Raw genomic sequence first — 21,407 nt, forward strand, 5'->3', positions numbered from 1 at the left:
GTCGCGGATGACCGCCTAGAGAGGCCGGGGATGCGAGGTGGAGGAGCCGGACAGGGCGACGACGGTGAGCGCGCGGGCGCCGCGTGACTCGACCACCAGGACGGTCGTCCCCCGCGGCAGCGGCTCGTCGGACCAGGCCAGGTAGGTTTCGGACCCGCCGCGGATCTTGACCAGTACCTCGCCCGGACCGGCCGCGCCCCGCGTGGCCACCGTGAGAACGCCGGTACGCCCCACGGCGGACGGGTCACCGTTCATCGACTGCGACCTCTCCCTCACCTCGTGTGGATCACGGTAGGAGATCGCGTCAACGCCGGGTGGTCAAGACCATGATGACCACCGGCTGCCCGGACGCGGCCGCGCCCGTGGTGTAAGAGTTAAGCCATGCGCCTGACCCAGTACGCGCACGGCGGCGGCTGTGCCTGCAAGATCCCGCCCGGTGAACTGGAGTCGGTGGTGGCCGGCCTGGTCGGTGACGCCCCGCCGGACGGCCCCGGCGAACTGCTGGTCGGGCTCGACGACGGCGACGACGCCGCGGTCGTGCGGATCGCGGGCGGCTCCGCGATCGTCGCCACAGCCGACTTCTTCACGCCGGTCGTCGACGACGCCTACGACTGGGGGCGCATCGCGGCCGCCAACGCCCTGTCCGACGTGTACGCCATGGGCGGCACCCCAGTCGTCGCGGTCAACCTGCTCGCCTGGCCCCGCGAGGTGCTGCCGCTGGAGCTGGCCGCGGAGGTGCTGCGCGGCGGCCTGGACGTGGCGCGGGAGGCGGGCTGCCACGTGGCCGGCGGGCACAGCGTGGACGACCCGGAGCCCAAGTACGGCATGGCCGTCACCGGCGTGGCCGACCCGGGCCGGATCATGCGCAACGACGCCGGCACGCCCGGGCTGCCGCTGACCCTGACCAAGCCCCTCGGCATCGGCGTGCTCAACAGCCGGCACAAGGCGACCGGCGAGGTCTTCGGCACCGCCGTGGCCGCCATGACCACCCTCAACCGGGACGCCTCCGCGGCGGCGCTGAAGGCCGGCGCGGTCTGCGCGACCGACGTGACGGGGTTCGGCCTGCTCGGTCACCTGCACAAGCTGGCCCGGGCCAGCGGCGTGACGGCGGTCGTCGACGCGGCGGCCGTGCCCTACCTGGACGGCGCGCGCGAGACCCTGGCCGCCGGGTACGTCAGCGGCGGCACCCGGCGCAACCTCGACTGGGTACGCGCGCACCTGTCGGCCGACGGTGTGGGCGAGGACGAGCTGCTGCTGCTGGCCGACGCCCAGACCTCCGGTGGCCTGCTCGTCGCCGGGGAGGTGCCCGGCTACCCGGTGATCGGTGAGCTGGTCCCCCGCCGCGACGGCGTGACGCTCGTCGTCCGCTGACTCCTCATGATCACGGAGACTTTTCCGTGTCAGAGCACGGAATAGTCTCCGTGATCATGAGAGACGGACGCGGTCGCCCCTGCTGATCGACGTCGCCCAGCTCGTCAGGTACGGCTCGGGCAGCGCCTTGCCCGCGTTCGCGCCCCACACCTTCGCCAGTTCGGCGCGCACCTGCTCGACCGGCGCGCCGGCGCACCGCCGCAGCAGCCGGTCGAGCTCCGGCTGCATCACCGCGTTGAACCGGTCGATCGCGCGGCGGGCGCGCGCGTCGATCTCGAAACTCGCCCGTTCCATGATCCTGGAGAGTTCGCGGGGCTATGACCCCGCGAAGCCTTCATGATCATGGGAGGGGGCCCGGGCCTCCAGCCGCTCCCGCTGCGGCACCACCGTGTACTTCGGATCCCGGGCGGACGCCTTGCCCGCATCGAAGATGCCGAACCGGGTCAGCACCGATCCGGCGACCAGCGCCGCGCCGGACAGCGCAGACAGGACCCGGCTGCGCCGGCTGACCAGCGCGCCGACCGCCCCGGCCGCGGTGCAGGCCCGCGCGGCCCGCAGCAGCCTGCCCTGCCGCCCGATCCGGTACGGCTCGCTGACCAGCCCCATCGAGTGTTCGACCCGGTGCATCGCGGCCAGATCCAGCGCCGCGCCCGCCACCCCGAGCCGGCGTACCGGCCCGGTCTCCGACAGCGGCGCGGCGATCAGCCCGACGCCCGAGGCGGCGGCCGAGGCGCTACCGGCGAAGACGAACGGCAGGTACCGGCGCGCCTCGTGCCACGACGGCACGGCGGTCTGGGACAGCAGCACCGCCGTGTACGTGGCCAGCGGCGGCCCCAGCAGGAACGCCGCGAGCCCCGCGCCCCGGCCGACCGGCGGCAGCACGCGCCGGGCCAGCCCGAGCACGCCCCGCTGCGGCAGCAACGGCGCGAACTCGGCGGCGGCCGCCGCCCCGGCGTTGACGCCGAAGGCGGACAGGATCCAGGTGCCCACCGACATCGGCGAGGTCGGCTTGGCCACCCGCAGCATGTGGTGGAACCGCTCGGGACGACCGAGGTCGTTGATGAGGAAGTAGGTGCTCGCGCCGAGCGCGGCGAGCGAGGTCAACCGGCCGGTGCGGCGCAGCACCGGGCGCCCGGTCAGGTCGGCGCCGGCCGCGATCATCGAGGACGCGGCGGCGAGGCCGCCGGTGAACAGGTACGCCGCGATGTCGTGGTGCCACACCGGCTCCTTGAGGACCGGCCGGCCGTAGTACGACCGGAACTCGGCGCGCGGCACCATCGACCGCTCGCCGCCCTCACGCCGCTCGCGCTTGCCCTCGCCGCGTCGAAGCGACGACTGGAACTGACGGAACCGATCGCCGACGGGCGGGCGGCCCGCCGGCTCGCGGCTCGCGGCCTCCCGACCCATGCTGCCCATCTCGCCGGCGGTCACGCCTGTCCTCCCTGCAACGATCCTCTCCTCGGCGCGGCGGCCGCCGTCGCGCCGGCCGCACCCCACCCGCGGCATCCGCCGGCGGTCACCGGCGCCGGCCCAGACCCAGGAACGCGACGGCGACCGCCGCGGCCATCGTCAGCGCCGCCTTGCCGGCGGTCCGCCACATCTCCGGCAGGTCACGGGTCGGCACGACCGGGTCCGGCGGCAGCCCGTACACCTCCGGCTCGTCGAGCAGCAGGAAGAACGCGCCGTCGCCGCCGACCCCGTCCTCCGGGTCGTTGCCGTAGAGCCGGGCGCTGGTCTCCCCGATCCCGTGCAGGTGCTCGAGCCGGGCCGCCGCGCGCTCCCGCAACTCGTCGAGCGGCCCGTACTGGATCGACTCGGTCGGGCAGGCCTTGGCACAGGCGGGCATCATGTCGTCGCGGAGCCGGTCGTAGCACAGCGTGCACTTCCACGCCCGGCCGTCGCCCTTGCGCTGGTCGATCACGCCGTACGGGCACCCCGAGATGCAGTACCCGCAGCCGTTGCAGATGTCCTCCTGCACCACGACCGTGCCGAATTCGGTGCGGAACAGCGCCCCGGTGGGGCAGACGTCCAGGCAGCCGGCGTGGGTGCAGTGCTTGCAGACGTTCGACATCATCAGCCAGCGGAAGTCCGTGCGCTCCCCGCCCGGCAGCTGACCGGGCAGCACCGACGACGGCATGCCCAGGAACTGGGTGGTCGCCGGGGCGGCGGCGGCCGGCTCGGGGCCGGGTACCACACCCGGCTCGGTGCCGGTCTCCTTGCCGGTGGTGGCCGCCGCCACGGCCGACTCCGGCGCGGCGACCGTCGTGGTCGGCATCCCCGCGAAGGCCGGCGGCTGGTTGCCGGCCTGTCCACCCACGCCGGTGCCCCGGTCGGCGAGCCTGTCCCGCGACACCGGCTGTTCGATGAAGGCGACGTGGCGCCACGAGTTGGCGGTGAGCCCGCCGGTGTTGTCGTACGACATGCCGAGCAGGTCCAGCCCGTGCTCGGGTACGTTGTTCCACTCCTTGCACGCCACCTCGCACGCCTTGCAGCCGATGCACACCGAGGTATCCGTGAAGAAGCCCATGCGCGGCGGCGCGTCGACGTACCCGGCGTCCGGGGCGGGGTCGAGCGGTCCGTAGAGGCTGTTCTCAGGCACTACTTGTCTGGCCTCCCCTGCCGGTAGGACTCTGCGGCGGTGTCGGTGGTGATGATCGGAGTATGGTGCGACTCCAAGATCCCCGCACGCCTACGGTAATCGTTCAGATACGTGACAAGTTCGCGGCCCTGGGGTCGCCGGCCCGGCCGTACGTCGCAGGTGCCGCACTTGCCCTCCTGGATGAGCACGTTCGGGTCCAGCACCATGCCGCCGAGGTCGTTGGCCGAGTCGCCCCGCGACCACCCGTTGGGTCCCCAGTGGTAGGGCAGCCAGATCTGGTGCACGACCCGGTCGGCGACCGGTAGCGGGGTGAGCCGGTCGGTGACCAGCACCCTCCCCTCGACCACGCCCCGTGCGGTGACCACGTGTCCCCAGTCCAGGTGGGTCAGGCCACGCTCGGCCGCGAGCTCCGGGGACACCTCGAAGAACATCTCCGGCTGCAGCTCGGCCAGGTGCTCGACGTACCGGCTCATCCCACCGGCCGTGTGGTGCTCGGTGAGCCGGGCGATGGTGAACACGTACGGGTAGACGCCGACGTGCGGCTCCGGCGGGCTCGGATGGGTGATGTTCTCCGGCCGGTCGTACACCTTGCGCACCGGGTTGGCCTGCTGCCCGTAGAGCGGGTTGCGTACCAGTGACTCCGGCGGCTCGTAGTGCGTCGGCATCGGCCCGTCGAGCAGACCCGACGACGCGTACAGCCAGCCCTTCCCGTCGCCCAGCATGATGAACGGGTCGTCGCCGGCGATCGCCTCGACGCCTTCGGCGTCCGGGCCCGGCCGGTACGACGGCGGCTTCGTCTTCTCGAAGTCCGGCTGGTCGTACCCGTCCCAGCAGCCTTTCTTCCCGTCCCACCAGACGTAGGCCTTGCGCTCGCTCCACGGCCGGCCCTGCGGGTCGGCCGAGGCGCGGTTGTACAGGATGCGCCGGTTGTCCGGCCAGGCCCAGCCCCACTCGGGGGCCACGTAGTTCTGCTCGCCTCCCGGCCGGCGCCGGGCCGCCTGGTTGACGCCGTCGGCGTAGACGCCGCAGTAGATCCAGCAGCCGCCGACGGTCGAGCCGTCGTCGCGTAGCTGACCGAACGTACGCAGCGTGAGACCCGTCTTCACGTCGTACCCGTTGATCTCGCGCAGCACCGCGTCCGCGCTCGGCTCGTCGTGTGGGCCGTGGGTGGGGTAGTCCCAGGCCAGGTCGAGGATCGCCCGGTCGCGTGGCAGCGTCGAGCCGGCCAGCTTCTGCCGGACGATGCGGCCGAGGTGGTAGAAGAACCACAGGTCGGAGCGGGCGTCGCCGGGCGGGTCGAGCGCCTTCTCCCGCCACTGCAGCAGCCGCTGCGTCTGGGTGAAGGTGCCCTCCTTCTCCACGTGCGAGGCGGCCGGGATGAAGAACACCTCGGTACGGCACTCGGTCGGCACGATCTCGCCGGTCTCGACCTCCACGCTGTTCTTCCACCAGGTGGCGCTCTCGATCTCGAACAGGTCCCGCACCACGAGCCAGTCGAGGTTGGCCATGCCCAGCCGCTGGGCCCGACCGTTCATCGAGCCGACGGCCGGGTTCTGCCCCATCAGGAAGTACCCCTTGATCTTGCCGTCGATCATGTCGAAGACCTGCTTGTAGATGCCGTGGTCGCCGGTCAGTCGCGGCATGTACCCGTAGCAGAAGTCGTTGTCCGGCGTCGCTGCCTCGCCCCAGTACGCCTTGAGCAGGCTCGCGCAGTACGCCGGGGCGTGGTGCCAGAACCCCTTCTGCTTCGGGTGGCAGATGCTGGTGACCCAGTCGGAGTAGGTGGGGTGCAGCTGCGCCACGGGCATCGGCAGGTAGCCCGGCAGCAGGTTGAACAGCGTCGGGATGTCGGTCGAGCCCTGGATGCTGGCGTGGCCGCGCAGCGCCAGGACGCCGCCGCCCGGCCGGCCGATGTTGCCCAGCAGCAGCTGGATGATGGCGCCGGTGCGGATGTACTGCGCGCCGACGCTGTGCTGGGTCCAGCCCACCGAGTACACCAGCGCGGTGGTGCGGTCCCGCCCGGAGTTCTCCGTCCAGGCCCGGCACACCTCGTCGAACTTCTCCCGCGGGATGCCACAGGCCTGTTCGACCACCTCAGGGGTGTAGCGGGCGAAATGTCGCTTGAGGATCTGGTAGACGCAGCGCGGGTGCCGCAGCGTCTCGTCCCGGTCGACCCGCCATGACACGCCCGGCCCGTGCGACTCGTGCTGCAGCGGGCTCGCCGTCTCCCGCTCGATGACGGTATCGCGCGCCGCCGCCTGCGGCTCGTGCCCCTGGTACTGCCAGGTCACCGGGTCGTAGACGCCGGTGTCGGGGTCGTAGCCGGAGAACAGGCCGTCGAGGTCCTCGGTGTCGCGGAAGTCCTCACTGACGATGGTCGCCGCGTTGGTGTAGGCCAGCACGTACTCGCGGAAGTCCAGCTCGTTGCTCAGGATGTAGTTGATCACCCCACCGAGGAACGCGATGTCGGTGCCCGCCCGGATCGGCACGTACGTGCTGGCCAGCGCGCTCGTCCGGGTAAACCGCGGGTCGACGTGGAAGATCTTCGCGCCGCGCTCCTTGGCCGCCATCGCCCACTGGAACCCCACCGGGTGGCACTCGGCCATGTTGGAGCCCTCGATGATGATGCAGTCAGCGTTGGCGAGGTCCTGCTGGAAGTTGGTGGCGCCGCCACGTCCGACGCTCGTCCCCAGACCGGGGACGGTGGCGGAGTGTCAAATCCGGGCCTGGTTCTCGATCTGGATCGCGCCCAAGGCGGTGAACAGCTTCTTGATGAGGTAGTTCTCCTCATTGTCGAGGGTCGCCCCGCCCAGCCCGGAGAAGCCCAGGGTGCGGTTGAGCGGCCGGCCCTCGTCGTCGACGTCCTCCCACGTCGCCGCCCGCGCCGCGATCACCCGATCGGCGATCATGTCCATCGCCGTGTCGAGGTCCAGGTCCTCCCACTCCGTCGCGTACGGCCGCCGGTACCGGACCTTCGTCTGGCGGAACCTGCTCGTCACCAGGTTCTTGCTCGCCGCGCCCTTCGGGCACAGCCGGCCCCGCGAGATCGGCGAGTCCGGATCACCCTCGATCTGCGTGACCCGGCCGTCCTTGACGTACACCCGCTGGCCGCAGCCGACCGCGCAGTACGGGCAGACCGACCGGGCCATCGAGTCGGCGGCCTCGGTGCGCGGAGCCAGCTCCGCCGAGCGCCGCGACATCGCCGCCGCACCCCGACCGAGCGGATCGGTACCGGTCAGCTGGCGGTACACGGGCCAGCTCTCGAACCAGGTACGTACGCCCATGGAACATCCCTACCACCGGCCGGTGAGCCAGAAACATGATCGGGACAACTTTCCGTACGGAGCGTCGGCTTTCCGCACGCGACGTCGGCCGCGCCGCCCGGCGCGGCTACTACTCCCTGCCCCGGCCCCGCACCGGACACCCCGCACACCCGCGTCAATACGAGAACCCGCCGGTCAGGGTTGCGCTGAGGGTCCAACACGCGGATCCTGCACAAGGTACGGTCGACCGGTCAGCCTCGAATTTTGAGGTATGCTCGCCGACGCACGACCGCCGGAACGTCCTCACGGAGGGTGACCTTTTAAGTGCAGCTGAGTCTCCGGCTCTGGCCGGACATGCGCCTCACGTGGGTGTCCGGATGCGCCATCGTGCACTCCGGACCGGAGCCCGGTGCCGCGATCACGGCGCTGGTCACGAAGGCGTCCGGTGCCGCCGAACTCGCTGTGGTCGTCACCTCACACACCGTCCGGCTGCTGCCGCCGATGATGAACGAGTTGGCCGACCTGCTCGTCGACCGGCTCCCGCCGCGCTGCAGCCGGGTACGTCTCGTGGCGTGGAACAGCGGCTGCCTCCACGATGACCGCCCGGCGCCGGCATACCAGCTCGCGACCCGGCTCGGCGTCGAGGTCGTCGCACCGGCCGGCCCCCTGCTCGGCGTCCCGGGCGGTTCCCTGTTCGCGGCGGCCGGGCGCGGCGCGCAGCGCCCCGGCGGCTGGTGGCGGTTCGCCCCTGGCAGCGCCCCGTCCCGGGTGGGCTGGCGCTACCCGGTGCCCTCGTGGGACGCCGATCTGGCCGAGGTGGGCGACCTCGGCAACGGCCTGGTCGTCGATCAGGTGCCGGCCGGGCTGTGGTTGCACCGCTCGGGCTACCGCAGCATGACCGACCTCGTCTTCTCCGTGCCCGTCGACGCCGACAGCCCGGCGCTCGTCGTCTCACACCCCGACGAGGAGCCGCTGCGCCCCGAGGAGCTGGCCCACGCGCTCGCCGTCCTGCCCCGACGGATCGTCGACCGGCTGGTGTTCACCCCGTACGGGCCCGACCCGGTCAGCGACGGCCGGCTCGGTGAGGTCGCGGCGTCGCTGCTGGGCGCACCCGCCCGCACCCGTCCGGGCCTGCCGCTGTACGGGTCCGGTGGCCAGCGCGCCCTCGTCACCGTCGACGGCGAGGGACGGCCGCTGTGGCAGCCGTTCGCCCGCGAGGTGCGCTGCAACCCCCGGACCGAGTCCACCGAGGCGGCCGACTGGATCAACCCGGCGCCCGAGGTGCTCTCCGAGCCGATCGCGCCGGCCACCTTCGCGCTCGGCCCCGGATGGGCCGCCGAGGTGATCGAGGCCGGCCTGTGGATCCGGCCGGCGGACGCGCCCGAGCCCGCGGACTGGGCCCGCAACCTGCCGCTTGACGTCGAAGAGTGCACCATCGTCGTCGGTACACCGTCCGGCGCGTACCCGCCGCCGCCCAGCACGCTGCTCGCCGCGCTGCTCGAACGACTGCCCGCTGACGCGCGATCCCGGATCCGCTTCGCGGTGCCGCGCGGCGCGGGCGACGATGTGATGAGCCTGACTGCCGCGCTCAGCGAACAGCTACCGGGGAAGGCGGAGGTCCGCATCGTCGCGCCGGCCGGCCGCCGGCGCGCGCGGATGGCCGAAGAACCGGTGCGTCCGCTCCGCGAGCCCACGCCGTACCCGGTCCGCGCCGCATACCAGCCGACGCCGTCACCGGCGCAGCCCACGATCCAGCCGGCAGCACCGGCGCACGCCGCCACCGAGAGCCTGCCGCCGGTCGTCCAGCCGACCCCGTACCCGCCGCAGCCGGTGCTCAGGCCCACGCCGTACCCGCCGCAGCCCACGATCCAACCGGCACCCCCGGCGCACGCCGCCACCGAGAGCCTCCCCCCGGTGCTCGAGCCGACGCCGTACCCGCCGCACCCGGTCGTCCAGCCGACCCCGTACCCGCCGCACCCGGTCGTCCAGCCGACCCCGTACCCGCCGCACCCGGTCGTCCAGCCGACCCCGTACCCGCCGCAGCCGGCCGTGCGGTCGCGCGGGCGCGCGCCGCAGACCCCGGGCGCCCGTCCGTCGGAGCCGCTGCCGTTCCCGCCGTCGAGCCGCGCCGGCGGACGCCAGGGGGCGCGCCCGTCACCGCTGCCCCCGTCGGCGCTGCCGCCGATCCCGCCGGCGCCGGTCCCACCGGCGACGCACGCCGCCCGCCAGCCGGTCGCGCCGATCGCACCGGTCTCACCGGCCCCGATCTCACCGGCCCCGATCTCACCGGCGCCGATGGCCTCCGCGCCGGTCCCACCCGCTTCCATCGCATCCGCGCCGGTCCCACCCGCTTCCATCGCATCCGCACCGGTCCCACCCGCGCCGATGGCCTCCGCGCCGGTCCCGCCGGTGCCCATGGCCTCCGCACCGGTCCCACCGGCGCCGATGCCGCCGGCCCCGATCTCGCCGGTACCTTTCGCGGCGGCGTCGGCCCCGCCGCCCGCGGCTCGCCAGCCCGGCCCGCCGTCGACCGCCGCCCCGCGCGGGGGCCAGCGGGCCCGCGGCCCTCGCCAGTCCGGACCGGTCGTGCACCAGCAGTGGCCGCCGCCTCCGCCCATGGCGTCGCCGCCGAGCGTCGGCTCCGAAACGGGCGCGCAGCCACAGCTCGGCTACCCGGCGGCCGGACAGGCCGCGCCACAGGCGATGCCGCAGCCCGGTCAGCGCCCGTCGCCGGCCCGGCCGGCCAGCCACCAGCCGGCTCCGGAGACGAAGGCCGACGATTCGCAGGATCTGTTGCAGCGCACCGAGATCCGGTCCCACCGCACCGCCGCGGGCAAGGGGGGCCGCGGCGGCGGCCGCGACGACGAGAAGGCCACCGCCTCCGACGCCTCCGAACTGACCCGCCTGCTCGGCTTCTTCGACGAGATCCGTAAGGCCCGGGCCTGGGACGAGGAGCCGGCCGGTTCGCGGCCGGGCGCGTCGTAGGGTGCCCGGCGGCACCGGGCGCCGGGCACGACGGTGACCGTGGAGGGTCCGTCGGTGGTCCGCAGGCGGGTCGTCGTCTCGGGCACGGTCCAGGGCGTCTTCTTCCGTGACACCTGCCGTCGCGTCGCGCAGGCCCACGGCGTCGCCGGCTGGGTGCGCAACCTGCCGGACGGGCGGGTCGAGGCGGTCTTCGAGGGTGCGGCCGGCCCGGTGGAACGCCTGGTGGAGTGGGCTCGGCACGGGCCTCCGCAGGCCCGGGTGACCCACGTCGACGTCGTCGACGAAGCGCCGGAAGGCCTGTCGGGCTTCGACGTGCGGAAGGCTCCGACGGTCTAGGGTTCGACGCTCGGGAGTTCGCCGGGAGCGGCCGGCCCCACCCGGACGGCTGCGGCGGCCTTGCGGTCGGGCGTACGCTCGCAGGCATCCACGTCTGGAGGGGGTGAGGAAGGCGGTGCGGGGTGAACACCGACGCCTCCGTCGCCACGCCGGGACGCTCCCGGTCCGGTGCCGCTGATGCCTGACGACCCCGGGGCTTCGGCACCACCACCCACCCTGCTGTCAGCTCTGTTCGACGCCGACCACATCACCGCCGTACGCCACGCCGTCTCCGGCCGTGCCCACCGCGCCGGCCTGGCCGGGCGGCGGCTGGACGACTTCATCCTCGCCGTCAACGAGGTGATGACCAACGTCGCCCGCCACGCCGGGGGATCGGGCGTGCTGACCCTGTGGCGTCAGGACCGGACGTTGCGGTGCGAGGTGACCGACAGCGGGCCGGGCATGCCTCCCGAGCACCTTCACGAGCAGCCCCTGCCGTCACCGTTCGCGGTGAACGGCCGGGGGCTGTGGCTGGCGCGCCGCCTCTGCGACCGGGTGACGATCGAGACCGGACCGCAGGGTACGACCGTGGGCCTCGCGATCGCCCTCGCCCCCGAGCCGCATCCGGCCGAGCCCCGTTAGCGGGCCGGCCGTCAGCGCGCCGGCGGCGCGACGATCTCGTCGACCAGCCCGTACTCCCGGGCCGCCGCGGCGCCCAGGATCCGCCCGGCGCTGAAGTCGTCCTCGACCCGGCTGCGCGGCTGCCCGGTCACCTGCGCCACGCGTACCACCAGGTCTTCCAGTGCGGACAGGTAGTGGCCGGCCGCGGCCGCCACCTCGTCGGCGGTTCCGGTGACGCCGTCCGAGCCGGGCTCGGCCAGCCGGAAGCGGGAGTGCGGGTACGCCAGCCGCCGGCGGGCCGCCGCGTACACCCCGATCGCCGCGCCGCCGACCTCGCCGAGCGCGGTGGCGTGGACCGGGGCGCGCATCACGTCCAGCGCGTCGACGAGGGCGAACACGGCCGACAGCTCACCCCGCGGCGCGTTGAGGTGCAGCCGTACCGGCTCGGCGCCGAGCGCGTCGAGCGTGAGCAGGGTGGCCGCTACCCGGTTGGCGGCCGCCGCGTCGACCGGCCCCTGGACGAGCACGATCCGCTGGGTGAACATCCGTTCCGCCAGCCAGGGCGCGACGCCGGGGTCCACGGTCGGCGCCGGCACCGGTCGGCCCGGCGGAACATTCCAGCGTCCGGGCGGTTGGTCGGGCGTTCGCGCGTCCATCTATGCCTCCTCGTCCGGGTCGGCGCCGGATGCCCGATCCGCGAGCCGGACCTCGAGATGACGGCCCACCGCCGCCGCGTACCGGTGCAGGGTCGACAGCCGGACGTCGACCGCCCCCGTCTCCAGGCGCGCCACCGCCGGCTGTGAGGTGCCCATCCGATCGGCCACCTCGGCCTGGGACAGCCCGGCCGCGCGGCGCCCGGCGACCAGGTCGGCCAGGAGATCGCGGCGTTGGCGGGCCGACCGGGCCATCTCCCGGAACCCGGGCAGCACCGGGAGGTCGTCGTCCATATCGGAAACGATATACCGCCGGGGTCAGTCCCCTATCAACTCCCGCACCACCGGAAGCGTGGCCCGCCGGCGCGGCACTCACCCGATCGGGGTGGGTTCGCCCCGCCGGCCGCGTCCGGTTGGGGACACTCGCTTGAGCTGCGGTTTCACCAGGTGAAGAGTCGGTTGTGGATGCGTTCCCAAGGACGGGTGCTTCCCAAGGCCTGGTTGCTTTCCCGAGGAGAGGCAGGACGACGATGACCACACCGACTCCGCGCAGCGTGCAGCGCTACGGATGGATTCCCGACCTACCCGACCAGCGGGACCACCTCTTCGCCGCGCCACCGACCGTGCTGGCCACGCTGCCACCGGCGGTGGACCTACGGGACCAGTGTCCCAAGGAGATCTACGACCAGGGCCAGCTAGGCAGCTGCACGGCCAACGCCATCGCCGCCGCGTTCGAGTTCGGCCTGCTCAAGCAGAAGCTGACCGACTTCATGCCGTCGCGGCTGTTCATCTACTACAACGAGCGCGTCATGGAAGGCACCGTCGACTCCGACAGCGGCGCGATGATCCGCGACGGCATCAAAAGCGTCTCCAAGCAGGGCGTGTGCGCGGAGACGACGTGGCCCTACGACATCGCCAGGTTCACCGACCAGCCGCCGCACAGCTGCTACCAGGAGGCGCTCGGCAATCGCGTGACCTCCTACCAGCGCATCATCCAGTCCCTCAGCCAGCTCAAGGGGTGCCTGGCGCACGGGTACCCGTTCGTGTTCGGGTTCCGGGTCTACGAGAGCTTCGAAAGCGAGGAGGTGGCGCGCACCGGGGACGTACCCATGCCGCAGGCCACCGAGCAGGCCCTCGGCGGGCACGCGGTGCTCGCCGTCGGCTACGACGACGCCACCGCCCGGTTCCTGGTACGCAACTCGTGGGGCACCGGCTGGGGGCAGGCCGGCTACTTCACGATGCCGTACGCGTACCTGACCGAGCGCGGCCTCTCCTCCGACTTCTGGGCGGTCCTGCAGGTCAGCTGACCCGCAGGTCGCCTCGCTCTCAGGTCCCCGTCGGCCGCCGAGGTGACCGACGGGACCCGAGGGTTTGCCGGGCCCATGCGGGAGGGTATGTCAGCCGACGCCGCTACCGCATCGGAGGATCACGCTCGATGGGCCAAGAGGTCGACCAGAGAGAGTTCACCCGCCAGGACCGGCAGGCGCACCGCGAGAAGGTGCGCCGCTGCCTGGACGTGTTCGCGCGGATGCTGCGCGAGTCACGGTTCGAGGCGGAAAGGCCCATGACCGGATTGGAGATCGAGCTCAATCTGATCGACCGGCGCCGCAATCCCGCGATGCGCAACGCGGAGGTGCTGCGAGCCATCGCCGACCCCTCGTTCCAGACCGAGCTCGGCCAGTTCAACGTCGAGGTCAACGTCGACCCGCAGCGGCTGGCCGCCGACAGCCTGGGCGGGTACGAGGAGCGGGTCCGCGCGAGCCTCAACGCCGCGGAGGACCGGGCGCACCACGTCGGCGTCGAGCTGGTGATGATCGGAATCCTGCCCACCCTGCGGCCCGAACACCTCACCCACGACGCCCTGTCGGCCAGCCCGCGCTACGAGCTGCTCAACGAGCAGATCTTCGCCGCCCGCGGCGAGGACCTGTACATCTCGATCGACGGGGTCGAACGGCTGGAGGCCACGGCGGACACCGTCGCGCCGGAGGCGGCCTGCACGAGTACGCAGTTCCACCTGCAGGTCAGCCCCGAGCAGTTCCCCGCCTACTGGAACGCCGCCCAGGCCGTCGCGGGCGCACAGCTCGCCGTCGGGGCCAACTCCCCGTTCCTGTTCGGTCAGGAGCTGTGGCGCGAGACCCGCATACCACTGTTCGAGCAGTCCACCGACACCCGCTCCGAGGAGCTCAAGGAGCAGGGGGTACGCCCCCGCGTCTGGTTCGGCGAGCGCTGGATCACGTCGATCTTCGATCTGTTCGAGGAGAACGTCCGCTACTTCCCCGCCCTGCTGCCGATCGTGGAGGACGAGGACCCCGTCGAGGTACTCGACCGCGGCGGCATCCCGGAGCTGGCCGAGCTGCGCCTGCACAACGGCACCGTGTACCGCTGGAACCGCCCGGTCTACGACGTCGTCCGCGGCCGCCCGCACGTACGCGTGGAGAACCGGGTGCTGCCCGCCGGACCGACCGTGGTGGACACCCTGGCCAACGCGGCGTTCTACTTCGGTGTCGTCCGGTCGCTGGCCGAGGAGGAGCGTCCGGTGTGGACGCGGATGTCGTTCGCCACCGCGACGGAGAACTTCCACGCCGGCGCCCGTCACGGCCTGGACGCCAACCTGCAGTGGCCGGAGCTCGGCGCCGTACCCGCGAGCGAGCTGGTGCTGCGCCACCTGCTGCCGCTGGCCCACCAGGGGCTCGACCGGTGGGGCGTGGACGGGCGCGAGCGGGACCGGCTGCTGTCGATCATCGAACGGCGCTGCGCGACCGGGCGCAACGGGGCCCGTTGGCAGGTCGACACCGTGCGCCGGCTGGAACAGGAGGACGGGCTGGACCGTCAGGAGGCGCTGCGCGGCATGCTGGCCCGCTACGTCGAGCACATGCACGCGAACCTGCCCGTCCACGAATGGCCGGTGGGCACGACGGCGGTGCCGACCTCCCAGGATCCTCCCAGCGTCTCCTGAGCCACCACGCAGCGCCGGTGGAAGCAGTGGCGGTGACCCGGACGCCGAGCCGCGCGCCGCGCTGCTGTCGAGGCGTACCGGCGCGAGCGAGGGACGTGGGCTCTTGTCACCCTCCCGGCAACGGGCTTCCAGCTCGTCCGGCCCGTCGGCGCCGCCTGCGCCGACGGGCGTCCGCGACGCGTACGTCGACCTGCTGCGGTCGCTGGCGATCGTGCGGGTGGTGGGCTACCACTGCCTCGGCCTCGCCTGGCTGACCGTCGCCTTCCCCGCGGTGGGGGTCATGTTCGCCCTTGCCGGATCGCTGATGGCGGCGTCGCTGGACCGGGCCGGCCCGGCCGCCGTGGTCCACCGGCTGCGGCGCCTTCTCCCCCCACTGTGGGCGCTCGCGGCGATCTGCGTACCGGTGATGCTGCTCGGCGGGATGCGCGTGTCCTGGTCGGTGCTGCTGTGGCTGTTTCCGGTACACGATCCGCCGGCCGACCGGTGGGGCGCGGCGACGCTCGGCATGATCTGGTACCTGCGCGAGTACCTGTGGTTCGTGCTGCTGTCGCCGCTCGCGCTGCCGGCGTTCCGGCGTCAACCGGTGATCTGTCTGCTCGTGCCGCTGGGGCTGCTGGTCGCGTGCACCCTGACGGGGGCGAAACCGCCCGGTCCGATCTCCGACCTCGCGCTGTACGGCGACTGCTGGCTGCTGGGCTTCGCCCAGCACGACGGCGTCCTGCGCCGGATGCGCCGGTCGGTGCTGCTGCTCGGGGCCGGCGCGCTGGGCGGCCTCGGCGCCGCGTGGTTCCTCACCCACCCGGGTCCGCGCGGGTACGACCTCAACGACATCCCGCTCGGCAACGCGCTCTGGACGGCGGCGTTCCTGCTGGTCGTACTCGGAGTGGTGCCGTCGCTGCGGCGGCCGGGACGTGCGGACGGCGCCCCGACCCGGACGGCACGGCTGCTCACCGCGCTGAACGGCCGGGCGATGACGGTGTACCTGTGGCACCAGACGGCGATCGGGCTGACGGTGGTGGCCGCCGGCCGGTGGCGGGTCCACCTGACCGGTGGGACCGGCCGCCTGCTCCTGCTGGCCGCGGTCGCCGCGCTGCTGGTGGCGGCCGTTGCCGCGTTCGGGTGGGTGGAGGATCTGGCGGCCCGGCGCCGGCCGGCGCTCATCCCCCGGTGCCGGGCGGCGCGGCCGGAGCCCCGGTGCCGGCCGGTGTCACCGGCGCGGCTCGACCCCGAGGAGCCGCGCCAGCCCGGTGACCGTCAGGACCCGGGCGGGTGGCCCGTGCGCGCCACGCACGGTGAGGGTGCCGCCGGCGACCATGGCGGTGTGGTAGCCGTCGATGAGCGCCTGCACCCCGGTGGAGTCCAGGAAGTCCACCCGCCCGAGATCGACGATGACCCGCCCGCCGCCCGCGACCCGTACCGCCTCGTCCAGGGCGGCGCGCAGCCGGCCGGCCGTCAGCAGGTCGACCTCGCCGGCGACCTCGACGACCACCGGGCCGTCGTCGGCGAACGTCCTCACCTCCAGCACGGCACCCCCCACAACCACGGCGTCATCGCGACGACCTGACGATCCGGCCGGCATGGCCGGCGTTCACGCCGTCCCCTCGTCACCGTTCAGGAGTTCGGTGATCCGCTCGGGTGGGCCCGGCGGGGCGTAGTAGAAGCCCTGGCCGGAGTCGCAGCCGACGGCCCGTAGACGATCAGCCTGCATCCGCGTCTCCACACCCTCCGCCGTGACGGTCAGGTCCAGCGCGTGGGCGAGCTGTACCAGTGCCGCGACCATACGCTCGCCGGCCAGATCGGCGTGGCCCGGGCGGCGGCCGGGGGTACGCAGCCCGTCGACGAACGACCCGGCCAGCTTGATCGACCGCACCGGGAGCGTACGCAGGTAGGTCAGGTTGGAGTAGCCGGTGCCGAAGTCGTCGATGGCGATGCGCACCCCCATCGCGGCGAGCTTGGTCAACGCGGCGAGCGGTTCGTGCCCCGGGCCGATCAGGGCGCTCTCGGTCAGCTCCAGCTGCAGGTACGCCGGTTCGAGGCCGGTGCGCTCCAGCGTCGCGGCGACCGCGTCGACGAGGTTCGGCTCCTGCGCCTGCCGAACCGCGAGGTTGACGCTGATGAACGGGGCTGCGTCGCCGGCGAGATCCAACCACCGGCGACCCTGCCGGCAGGACTCTTCGAGTACCCACAGACCGAGCGGCACGATCATGCCGGTCTCCTCGGCGAGGCTGACGAACCGGTCGGGGCTCAACAGCCCCAGGCGCGGGTGCCGCCAGCGGACGAGCGCCTCGGCGCCGATGACCGTCTCACCACCGCACAGCACCAGCGGCTGGTACTCCAACACGAACTCGCCGCGCTCCAGCGCCCCCGGCATCGCGGCGGACAGCTCGAACCGGGCCACCTCAGGCTCGGTGCGGTCGGGATCGAACAGCGCCCAGGCGCTGCCGCCGACCTTGGCCCACGACAGCGTGATGTCAGCGGCCCGAATCAGCTCGGCGGGCGTCGTGGCGCCGCAGTCGCCGTCGACGATCCCGATGCGCGCCGACACCGACAGCCGGTGACCGCCGGCCGTGATCGGCGCGGACAGCGCCTCGAGCACCGCCTTCGCCAGCGCGACGACCTCTCCGGTGCGCTGCCGGTCCCGGACGAGGATGACGAACTCGTCGCCGCCGATCCGGGCGGCCAGGTGGCCGGCGCGGGAGACGCACTCGTCCAGCCGCTGGGCCACCGCCACCAGCAGCGCGTCGCCGACGTCGTGGCCGAAGCTGTCGTTGACCGCCTTGAACCCGTCGAGGTCGAGGTAGCAGACCGCCACCCCGTCGGCGGCGCCCGCCGCGCCGAGCAGGTCGTCGAGCCGCTCGAACAGCATGGTCCGGTTCGGCAGACCGGTGAGCGGATCGTGCAGGGCCTGGTGGCGCAGGCTCGACTGGACCTGCTGGGTACGCGCGCCGAGCGCGTGGGTGAACCCCTCCGCGAGCGCGCCCAGCAGTCGGGGGTGCCGGCTGCCACCGGGCCGGCCGGCGTCGAGCGACGCCAGTCCCGCGCCGAGGATCTCGATGGTCCGCCCGAGCGTCTCGCCGGCCGTGAGCTCGGCGGCGACGAGATCGGCTCCGACGCGCCGGCCAGGCTCGTCGTCGAACGGCTCGGCATCCAGTGCGCCGGCCATTCGCTCGACCAGGTCCCGCAGGAACTCCCGCATCCGGTCCGCGCTCATGGGCGCGTCGCCGGTGCCGGCGAGCGCCCGCGCCCAACGGCGGGCGAGGACGTCGCGGTCCATTCCGGACCCGGACGTGTCCACGCCGGACGGCACACGGTCCGCTTCGGGCGGTGGCGGTGCGTCGCCCACCGGCGCGGTCCGCGGCGCGGCATCCGCCGGCGCGGTCCGCGGCGCGGCAGCCGCCGGCGCCGTCACCGGGTCGAGCGCGCGCTGATCGCGGCCACGCACCCGGGCGCCCCTCGTCCGGTCGACGTCGACACCATCGGGTGACGTGGCCAGCCGCTCCGCCGACCAGCCGCCCGTCACGCCCGCAGCCTAGGGTTTCCCGCTGCCTGGCGGTATCCGTCAGCCACGTCAATCCGTGCGTCGCGCGCACCGGACGGGCGCAAATCGGTCGGCGACGAATTGTGAGATGCCTCCACTTTCACTGCTTGTAGGACGGCGTTCAACGTATGGTGCTGTGCAAGCCCGCGCGCCCCGTCAGCATCGGCGCATGGTCGGTCACCGGCCCGGCGGCAGCTCACGATCGACGTCGACCGGCGATCACCATCGGGTTTGATGGACGCACGCCGAGGTAACAGATCCGGTAAACGGAGAGGCAACCGTGAGCGAACAGTACCGGTTCGTCGTCGTCGCGAACCGCCTACCGGTCGACGAGGTGGTCGGCGCCGACGGCGAGCGGGCATGGACCCGCAGTCCGGGTGGGCTCGTCAGCGCCCTGCACCCGACCGTACGGGCGCGCCGCGGCGCGTGGATCGGCTGGGCGGGCGGCACCGGCGACGCGCCCGAGCCGTTCGAGCTCGACGGAATGCGGCTGTACCCGGTCGGACTGTCGTCCGAAGAGGTCGACTACTACTACGAGGGCGAGTCCAACGCCACCATCTGGCCGCTCTACCACGACGCGGTCGAGACGCCCGCGTTCCACCGGCACTGGCGCGAAGCGTACCGGCGGGTCAACCAGCGCTTCGCCGACGCGGCGGCCGAGCTGGCCGCGCCGGGCGCGACCGTCTGGGTACACGACTATCAGCTGCAGCTCGTACCCGCGATGCTGCGCGCGCGGCGGCCCGACCTGCGCATCGGCTTCTTCCTGCACATCCCGTTCCCGCCGGTGGAGCTGTTCATGCAGCTGCCGTGGCGTACGCAGGTGCTGCGCGGGCTGCTCGGCGCGGACCTGGTGGGCTTCCAGCGGCCCGGCGGGGCGGAGAACTTCCTGCGCCTGACACGTACGCTGCTCGGGCTCGAGCCCGAGGGCGACCACGTCGTGGTCGACGGGCGTACGGTCACGGCGCGGGCGTTCCCCATCTCGATCGACGTCGCCGAGATGGAGCGGCTGGCGGCCGACCCGCGCATCCGGCAGCGGGCCGCGGAGCTCAGCGAAGAGCTCGGGGGCCGGCGGCGGCTCCTGCTCGGCGTGGACCGCCTGGACTACACCAAGGGCATCGAACACCGGCTCAAGGCGTACCGCGAGCTGCTGGCGGAGGGGCGGCTGTCCGCCAAGGACGTCGTGCTCGTACAGGTGGCGACGCCGAGCCGGCTGCGCGTGGCGCAGTACCGTCAGCTGCGCGAGCGGGTCGAGCGGGAGGTCGGCCGCATCAACGGCGAGTACGGGGAGGTCGGCCTCGCGCCGGTGCACTACCTGTTCCGCGCCTACGACCGCGAGGAGCTGCTGGCGCTCTACCTCGCTGCCGACGTGATGCTGGTGACCCCGCTGCGGGACGGGATGAACCTCGTCGCCAAGGAGTACGTCGCGGCGCGCACCGACCACACCGGCGCTCTGGTGCTCAGCGAGTTCACCGGGGCCGCCGCCGAGCTGCCGGAGGCGTTCGGAGTCAACCCGCACGACGTGGACGGGCTGAAGGAGGCGTTCGTGCAGGCCCTGGAGGTCCCGGACGACGAGCGCCGGGCCCGGATGCGGCGGATGCGTGAACAGGTGTGCGCCCACGACGTGACCCGGTGGGCCCGGGAGTTCCTGGAGGCGTTGGGCGAGCGCGACCCCGCCGTACCCGGACCCCGGTGACGCCGAGCCCTCGGCGGTCAGACGCCGAGTCCGCGGCGGTCAGACGCCGAATCCACGGCGGTCGCCCGGCGTCCGGCAGCGCGCTGAATGACCGGTAAACGCCCGCCATGTGACGAAAGACCCTTTTCGCTGAAGTTAGGACCCCCTACCCTCGGTCGAGCGGGAACCCGACCGCGCGGTGAGGAGCTGTCATGCGTCCCCCGACCCCCTCCGACGAGGCGGAACGGTTGCGGGCGCTCTACGAACTGCGGGTGCTGGACACCCCGCCCGAGCCGGACTTCGACGACCTGGCGGCGCTGGCGTCCGGCATCTGCCACACCCCCGCGGCACTGATCAACCTCGTCGACGCCGACCGGCAGTGGTCGAAGGCGCGCCTCGGCCTCGACGAGGGCGAGATCCCGCGTGAGCTGTCGTTCTGCGCGCACGCCATCCTCGGCAACGACGTGCTGGTCGTACCGGACGCCACCGCCGACCCTCGCTTCACCGACAACCCGTTCGTCGCCCGCCGCCGGGGCATCCGGTTCTACGCCGGCGCGCCGCTGATCACCAGCGCGGGACAGGCGCTCGGCGCGCTCTGCGTCATCGACGTGACGCCGCGCCGCCTGGCCCGCCCGCAGGTGAAAGCCCTCCGCGCGCTCTCCCGGCAGGTCGTCATCCTGCTCGAACTGCGCCCCTTCGCCGGGCTGCTGACGCGCGGCGCGGCCCGACTGCGCGAGATCGAACGGTACGTCGACGACGTCGGCCAGGTCGTCGGCAGGTGGCGCGAGCCGCTTGGCAGGCTGCGCGCCAGCCTCGCCACCCCCGGCAACCCGCGCCTGCCGGACACCCTCCTGGCGAACGCCGGCCTGCTGCGCCGGATCGTCGACGACCTGCTGGCCCTGGTCGCCCGGCTACCCCCGGCCGGCCTCGGCCAGCGCGAGGTCGACCTGAGCCCGCTCACGCAGCGGGCCGCCGAATCGGTACGCCCGATCGCGGACGCCAAACGCATCCCGGTGCTGTGCACCACGGTCACACCGACCCCGGTCCACGCCGACCCGGTGCGCCTCGAGCAGGCCCTCAGCCACCTGCTGTTCCACGCGGTGAAGCGCACCCCGGACGGCGGACGGCTGGAGGTCTTCAGCGGCCTGGAGAGCGAGCCGACGATCCGTATCCGCAGCCCCGGCACGGTCGTCGACGACCGACCGGACCTGCTCCGCCACTTCTACGAAGAAGCGCTGGTACGCCCGCCCGACACCACCGGCGCGGAGCCGGGCCTGCGCACGGTCAAGGCGGTGTTCGACGCGCACCGCGCGAGCATGGCGCTGTACGACCGGCCCGGCGACGGCACCTCGCTGCACCTGGTCTTCCCCGCCGCGCGCGGCTGACCCGGCTTCCCGGCTGACCGACCTTCCCGGCTGACCGACCTTCCCGGCT

17 protein-coding genes and 1 pseudogene are annotated in these 21,407 nt (G+C 73.1%); 9 read left to right on the top strand and 9 right to left on the bottom strand.

Features of this window, described 5'->3' with window-relative positions:
• Nucleotides 1–15 precede the first annotated feature (15 nt).
• Nucleotides 16–255, bottom strand: a complete 240-nt coding sequence (locus HC031_RS30410) for a hypothetical protein (RefSeq protein WP_167928901.1) — start codon at nt 253–255, stop codon at nt 16–18.
• 126 nt (nt 256–381) lie between these two features.
• Here HC031_RS30410 and selD point away from each other — a divergent pair, with 126 nt between their 5' ends.
• Nucleotides 382–1,371 (top strand): selenide, water dikinase SelD, encoded by a 990-nt coding sequence (gene selD, locus HC031_RS30415; protein WP_167928902.1) that lies wholly within the window; start codon nt 382–384, stop codon nt 1,369–1,371.
• A 54-nt stretch (nt 1,372–1,425) separates the two neighbouring features.
• Here the strand turns inward: selD and HC031_RS30420 are convergent, their stop codons facing one another.
• The 4 genes from HC031_RS30420 to fdh all read right to left on the bottom strand — a co-directional run bounded on the left by HC031_RS30420 (nt 1,426) and on the right by fdh (nt 7,254).
• Nucleotides 1,426–1,665, bottom strand: a complete 240-nt coding sequence (locus HC031_RS30420; RefSeq protein WP_167928903.1) for a hypothetical protein — start codon at nt 1,663–1,665, stop codon at nt 1,426–1,428.
• A gap of 21 nt (nt 1,666–1,686) precedes the next feature.
• The gene (nrfD, locus tag HC031_RS30425; protein ID WP_338090912.1) at nt 1,687–2,802 is read right to left on the bottom strand and encodes an NrfD/PsrC family molybdoenzyme membrane anchor subunit; all 1,116 of its coding nucleotides are present in this window, start codon (nt 2,800–2,802) and stop codon (nt 1,687–1,689) included.
• Between the two features lie 85 nt (nt 2,803–2,887).
• On the bottom strand, nt 2,888–3,970 hold the full coding sequence (locus tag HC031_RS30430; RefSeq protein ID WP_167928904.1) for a 4Fe-4S dicluster domain-containing protein: 1,083 nt from the start codon (nt 3,968–3,970) through the stop codon (nt 2,888–2,890).
• Nucleotides 3,970–7,254, bottom strand: coding sequence for a formate dehydrogenase (fdh, locus tag HC031_RS30435; RefSeq protein ID WP_205863457.1), 3,285 nt, complete (start codon nt 7,252–7,254; stop codon nt 3,970–3,972). The genes HC031_RS30430 and fdh overlap by 1 nt, the downstream gene beginning before the upstream one ends.
• 303 nt (nt 7,255–7,557) lie before the next feature.
• Between fdh and HC031_RS30445 the strand changes: the two genes are divergently transcribed.
• The 3 genes from HC031_RS30445 to HC031_RS30455 all read left to right on the top strand — a co-directional run bounded on the left by HC031_RS30445 (nt 7,558) and on the right by HC031_RS30455 (nt 11,175).
• On the top strand, nt 7,558–10,218 hold the full coding sequence (locus HC031_RS30445) for a hypothetical protein (RefSeq protein ID WP_167928906.1): 2,661 nt from the start codon (nt 7,558–7,560) through the stop codon (nt 10,216–10,218).
• 54 nt (nt 10,219–10,272) lie between these two features.
• Entirely contained in the window at nt 10,273–10,554 is a 282-nt protein-coding gene (locus HC031_RS30450; RefSeq protein WP_167928907.1) for an acylphosphatase, read from the top strand.
• 177 nt (nt 10,555–10,731) lie between these two features.
• Nucleotides 10,732–11,175 carry an ATP-binding protein gene (locus tag HC031_RS30455; RefSeq protein WP_167928908.1) on the top strand — a complete coding sequence of 148 codons (444 nt, stop codon included), beginning with the start codon at nt 10,732–10,734 and terminating at the stop codon, nt 11,173–11,175.
• Between the two features lie 11 nt (nt 11,176–11,186).
• Here the strand turns inward: HC031_RS30455 and HC031_RS30460 are convergent, their stop codons facing one another.
• Both HC031_RS30460 and HC031_RS30465 read right to left on the bottom strand, forming a co-directional pair.
• On the bottom strand, nt 11,187–11,810 hold the full coding sequence (locus tag HC031_RS30460; RefSeq protein WP_167928909.1) for an ATP-dependent Clp protease proteolytic subunit: 624 nt from the start codon (nt 11,808–11,810) through the stop codon (nt 11,187–11,189).
• The gene (locus HC031_RS30465) at nt 11,811–12,101 is read right to left on the bottom strand and encodes a helix-turn-helix domain-containing protein (RefSeq protein WP_167928910.1); all 291 of its coding nucleotides are present in this window, start codon (nt 12,099–12,101) and stop codon (nt 11,811–11,813) included.
• 236 nt (nt 12,102–12,337) lie between these two features.
• Between HC031_RS30465 and HC031_RS30470 the strand changes: the two genes are divergently transcribed.
• The 3 genes and pseudogenes from HC031_RS30470 to HC031_RS30480 form a co-directional block, all read left to right on the top strand.
• Nucleotides 12,338–13,114, top strand: a complete 777-nt coding sequence (locus HC031_RS30470; protein WP_167928911.1) for a C1 family peptidase — start codon at nt 12,338–12,340, stop codon at nt 13,112–13,114.
• A gap of 128 nt (nt 13,115–13,242) precedes the next feature.
• Nucleotides 13,243–14,763: a glutamate-cysteine ligase family protein gene (locus tag HC031_RS30475; RefSeq protein ID WP_167928912.1), complete on the top strand. Its 1,521-nt coding sequence runs from the start codon at nt 13,243–13,245 to the stop codon at nt 14,761–14,763.
• A 103-nt stretch (nt 14,764–14,866) separates the two neighbouring features.
• Nucleotides 14,867–15,859 (top strand): annotated as a pseudogene (locus HC031_RS30480) (acyltransferase family protein); the annotation flags it as partial.
• A 111-nt stretch (nt 15,860–15,970) separates the two neighbouring features.
• Here the strand turns inward: HC031_RS30480 and HC031_RS30485 are convergent.
• Entirely contained in the window at nt 15,971–16,342 is a 372-nt protein-coding gene (locus tag HC031_RS30485; protein WP_167928928.1) for an STAS domain-containing protein, read from the bottom strand.
• Nucleotides 16,343–16,351: 9 nt separating this feature from the next.
• Complete coding sequence (locus tag HC031_RS30490; RefSeq protein WP_167928929.1) at nt 16,352–17,974, bottom strand: putative bifunctional diguanylate cyclase/phosphodiesterase; 1,623 nt, start codon at nt 17,972–17,974, stop codon at nt 16,352–16,354.
• Nucleotides 17,975–18,581: 607 nt separating this feature from the next.
• Between HC031_RS30490 and HC031_RS30495 the strand changes: the two genes are divergently transcribed.
• Nucleotides 18,582–19,994, top strand: coding sequence for a trehalose-6-phosphate synthase (locus tag HC031_RS30495; protein WP_167928913.1), 1,413 nt, complete (start codon nt 18,582–18,584; stop codon nt 19,992–19,994).
• A gap of 191 nt (nt 19,995–20,185) precedes the next feature.
• Entirely contained in the window at nt 20,186–21,358 is a 1,173-nt protein-coding gene (locus HC031_RS30500) for a sensor histidine kinase (protein WP_167928914.1), read from the top strand.
• Nucleotides 21,359–21,407 lie beyond the last annotated feature (49 nt).

Source organism: Planosporangium thailandense (genome assembly GCF_011947195.1).
In the GTDB taxonomy this organism is placed as follows: Bacteria; Actinomycetota; Actinomycetes; order Mycobacteriales; family Micromonosporaceae; genus Planosporangium; species Planosporangium thailandense.

Coding starts and splice junctions, on each gene's coding strand:
- HC031_RS30470 (WP_167928911.1), top strand. CDS start 12,338: ATGACCACACCGACTCCGCGCAGCGTGCAGCGCTACGGATGGATTCCC.
- HC031_RS30460 (WP_167928909.1), bottom strand. CDS start 11,810: ATGGACGCGCGAACGCCCGACCAACCGCCCGGACGCTGGAATGTTCCG.
- selD (WP_167928902.1), top strand. CDS start 382: ATGCGCCTGACCCAGTACGCGCACGGCGGCGGCTGTGCCTGCAAGATC.
- HC031_RS30500 (WP_167928914.1), top strand. CDS start 20,186: ATGCGTCCCCCGACCCCCTCCGACGAGGCGGAACGGTTGCGGGCGCTC.
- HC031_RS30455 (WP_167928908.1), top strand. CDS start 10,732: ATGCCTGACGACCCCGGGGCTTCGGCACCACCACCCACCCTGCTGTCA.
- HC031_RS30475 (WP_167928912.1), top strand. CDS start 13,243: ATGGGCCAAGAGGTCGACCAGAGAGAGTTCACCCGCCAGGACCGGCAG.
- HC031_RS30485 (WP_167928928.1), bottom strand. CDS start 16,342: ATGCCGGCCGGATCGTCAGGTCGTCGCGATGACGCCGTGGTTGTGGGG.
- HC031_RS30490 (WP_167928929.1), bottom strand. CDS start 17,974: ATGAGCGCGGACCGGATGCGGGAGTTCCTGCGGGACCTGGTCGAGCGA.
- HC031_RS30420 (WP_167928903.1), bottom strand. CDS start 1,665: ATGGAACGGGCGAGTTTCGAGATCGACGCGCGCGCCCGCCGCGCGATC.
- HC031_RS30410 (WP_167928901.1), bottom strand. CDS start 255: ATGAACGGTGACCCGTCCGCCGTGGGGCGTACCGGCGTTCTCACGGTG.
- HC031_RS30465 (WP_167928910.1), bottom strand. CDS start 12,101: ATGGACGACGACCTCCCGGTGCTGCCCGGGTTCCGGGAGATGGCCCGG.